Here is a 3717-nt window from a genome sequence, read left to right as displayed (position 1 = left end):
CAGGCCCGCGACCACCCGACGACGGAGCACGTCCTCGTCCTCCAGGACCTCCCCGAGGCCGACGTCGACCCCGCCGAGGCCCGCGCCCGCGTCGAGGAGATCCAGCGCGCCATCGACCCCGACGACGTCGCCGTCTTCCAGCTCTCCGGCGGCACCACCGGGGTGCCGAAGCTGATCCCGCGGCTGCACGCCGAGTACTGGTACAACGCCGGCGCCTACGCCGCCGTCCTCGGCTGGACCCCCGACGACCGCGTCGGGCACCTCATCCCGATCATCCACAACGCCGGGGTCGTCTGCGGCGTCCACGCACCACACAGCGTCGGCGCGTGCCTCGTGCTCACCGACCACGACCTCGACGCCGCCATGCCAGTCCTCGTCGCCGAGCGCACCACGTCGGTGCTGTTCGGCCACGCGCACTACCGCGCGCCGCGCCATCCGCTCTACGAGCAGCTCGCCGAGACGCTGCGCGTCGTTATCCTCTCCGGCGCAAAGGTCTCCGAGGAGCTCTTCTCGACGACCGCCCGCGGCGGTGTGCAGGTCGGGCAGCTGTTCGGCATGGCCGAGGGGATGTTCCTCGTGACCCCGCTCGACGCGTCACCGGAGCTGCGCCGCACCACCGTCGGGGTGCCGATCTCGGCGCTCGACGAGGTCCGGGTGCTCGAGCCGGGCGGTGAGGAGGAGGTTCCCGACGGCGAGGTGGGCGAGTTGTGCTGCCAGGGCCCGTACACCCTGCGCGGCTACTACGGGACCGACCGCCCGGAGGCCTTCACCGCCGACGGCTTCTACCGCACCGGTGACCTCGCGAAGGCCGTCGTGCTCGACGGCGTCCGTGCGTTCTCGATCGAGGGCCGCATCAAGGACCTGATCAACCGCGGCGGCGAGAAGATCAACGCCGAGGAGGTCGAGCTCCTGCTCCTCGCGCACCCGCACGTCGTCGAGGCCGCGCTCGTCGCGATGCCCGACCCGAGGCTGGGCGAGCGGGGTTGCGCGTACCTCGCGACCGACGGCACCGTCGTGACCCTGGAGGACGTCCGGGACCACCTGCACCGCCTCGACGTCGCGAAGTTCAAGTGGCCCGAGCGGGTGGAGCTCGTGGACGCCTTGCCGCGCACGAAGGTCGGGAAGCTCGACAAGTTGGCCATGGCCGCGGACGTCGCGGCCCGTCTGGAGGAGCAGTGAGTCACCACCGCATCGGGATGATCGTCCCCAGCTCCAACGTCACCGTGGAGACCGAGATCCCGGCCCTCCTGGCCCGTCACGGGTCGGCGACCTTCTCCTTCCACGGCAGCCGGATGCGGATGGGCCAGGTGACGCCGGAGGAGCTCGTCGCGATGAACGCCCAGCGCGGGCGCTGCGTGGACGAGCTCGCCGACGCCGGCGTCGACGCCCTGCTGTACGCCTGCCTCGTCGCGGTGATGGCGCAGGGCGCGGGGGAGCACCGTCGGGTCGAGACGGCCGTGGCTTCGCAGCTCGCGGAGCGGGGTCTGGCGACGGAGCTGATCTCCAGTGCCGGGGCCCTCGTCGACGCGCTCGCCGCGATGTCGTGGGGCCGGGTCGCGCTCGTGATGCCGTACATGCGCCCGCTGGCCGAGCAGGTCGTCGCCTACCTCGAGGCCGAGGGGATCGAGATCGTCGACTGGGTGGCGCTCGAGGTCGGGGACAACGCCGAGGTCGGATGCATCCCGGGCGACCGGGTCCTCGACGCGGCGCGCAGGCTCGACCTCACCCGCGCCGACGCCCTGGTGATCTCGTGCTGCGTCCAGATGCCGTCGTTGCCGCAGGTGGCCGTGGCCGAGCGCGAGCTCGGGCTGCCGGTCCTCTCGGCCGCCACGGCCGGGGCGTTCTGCCTGCTCCGCGCGTTGGGCCTGCCGACCGAGATTCCCGACGCCGGGTCGCTGCTCGCGGTGCGCCACCCGACGCCGGCCTGACGAGACCGTGACGAGCAGGCGCCGACGTCCCGGCGCTAGGCGGTTGATCATGGCGAGGGCACCGCGAGACTGGTGCCCTGGCCATGATCAGCTGCCTAGCGGGTCGACCGCCGTGGGGCCCCCGCGATGCGCGCGGCGGACGAGGTCGCCCGTGCCACCTCGGTATGGTCGCCGCTCATGAGCGCGCCGGAACCCGTCCCGGACCCCGCCGAGACCCCGGCCCGCCGTCCGCGTCGGGAACTGGTCGAGGCCCAGATCTACGAGCAGGCGACCCGGCTGTTCGCCGAGCGTGGCTTCGCCGGGACGAGCCTGCAGGACATCGCGGACGCGATGGGCATGACCCGCCCGTCGCTCTACTACTACGTCAAGAACAAGGACCAGCTGCTCGCGCGGCTCGTCACCGAGATCACCGAGGCGCCCGCGGCCGCGACCGAGGAGATCGCGGACCGGGACCTCGACGCGCCGACGAAGCTGCGCGAGCTCGTCCGGATGATCGCCGGCCAGCAGGCCCGCCAGGCCGCGCGGTTCCAGCTCGTGATCCGCTCGGAGTCGGAACTCCCCGACGACCTCGCCGTCGCGCACGAGGCCGCCAAGCGGCGGGTGCTGAACGGCTTCACCCGCATCGTCGAGCAGGGCGTGCGCAGCGGGGAGTTCCGCCCGCGGCCGGTTCGGACGACCGCGTTGGCCCTGATCGGGATGTGCAACTGGGTCGCGTGGTGGTTCAACCCGGCCGGCCCGCAGTCCGCCGAGGAGGTCGCGGAGCAGATGGCGGAGATGGCGGTCGCGCTCGTCGCGCAGGCTCCGGACCGCACGCCCACCGCTCCACGCCCCGACGACCCCGCGGCCGCGCTCGCCCTGCTCCGGCAGGACCTCGACTACCTCGAGAGCGTCATCACGACGCCGACGTCGAAAGATTGACGCTCACGTCGAGCGCTCCTAGGCTGAGGGGCAGGAGGTTCGACGATGACACTCGAGCACAAGGTCCGCGGCGTGGACCACACGGCGTTCCCGACCTTCGACCCGGCCGCGACGGTGCGCTTCTACCGCGACGTCCTCGGCTTCCCGGTGGTGCACTCGATCTGCGCCGCGGGCTGGGGACCCGAGAACCACCCGGACTTCATCCACTTCTTCTTCGACATCGGCAACGACGACCGGATCGCGTTCTTCTACTACTTCGGGCTCGAGCCGGTGCACGCCCACGAGCGCGGTGACGTCTACGCCGGGTTCGGGCCCGAGGTGCCGGAGTTCTTCGTGCGGTCGCGCCACCTCGCCATCCACGTCGACGACCAGGACGACCTGCTGGAGTACCGCCGCCGCCTCGACGACTCGTCGTGGCCGGTCGAGATGCAGATCCAGCACGAGACGATCGAGTCGATCTACACGCACGACCCCAACGGCTACATGGTCGAGTTCACCCGCGCGATGCGTCCGGTGACGCCGCAGGAGGACCTCGACGCGAACCTGACGATCGACGCGCTGCTCGACGTCGTCGCCGAGCCCGAGCCGTCGTTCGGGAAGCTGCTGGCGCGCAAGGCCGAGCTGATCGTCGAGCGGGCGGCGGACTGGGAAGCCGGGGCGAGCGAAGCGACGGGGAATGCGAAGGCGCAGGTATGACCGCGCTCTACGTCCTCGACGTCCCGGAGAACACGTCGGTCGCCAAGGTCGCCGCGGAGGCGGGGGCGGTCGTCGGGAAGGTCGGCCCGTACTTCGAGATCACCGCCGACGGGCCGATCGTGGTCGACCGCCGCGCCACCGGATGCCGCCACGCGGTCTGGTACAGCTGCGTCGC

4 protein-coding genes are annotated in these 3717 nt (G+C 71.8%); all 4 read left to right on the top strand.

What is annotated here, in order from left to right:
• Positions 1 to 1179 (top strand): AMP-binding protein (locus AC0CYZ_RS29050; RefSeq protein ID WP_472221587.1); only part of this gene is annotated, 1179 nt, incomplete at its 5' end.
• Entirely contained in the window at positions 1176 to 1928 is a 753-nt protein-coding gene (locus AC0CYZ_RS29045) for a maleate cis-trans isomerase family protein (RefSeq protein WP_472221586.1), read from the top strand. The genes AC0CYZ_RS29050 and AC0CYZ_RS29045, both read left to right, overlap by 4 nt.
• A gap of 177 nt (positions 1929 to 2105) precedes the next feature.
• A complete protein-coding gene (locus tag AC0CYZ_RS29040) occupies positions 2106 to 2846 on the top strand; it encodes a TetR/AcrR family transcriptional regulator (RefSeq protein WP_472221585.1) in 741 nt (246 codons plus the stop codon).
• Between the two features lie 45 nt (positions 2847 to 2891).
• Positions 2892 to 3542 (top strand): VOC family protein, encoded by a 651-nt coding sequence (locus tag AC0CYZ_RS29035; RefSeq protein ID WP_472221584.1) that lies wholly within the window; start codon positions 2892 to 2894, stop codon positions 3540 to 3542.
• The last annotated feature ends 175 nt before the right edge of the window (positions 3543 to 3717 follow it).

This window comes from Actinomycetospora sp. (assembly GCF_055612215.1).
Note: the sequence above shows the minus strand (reverse complement) of the source record. Positions and strands in the feature narration are given on the sequence as shown.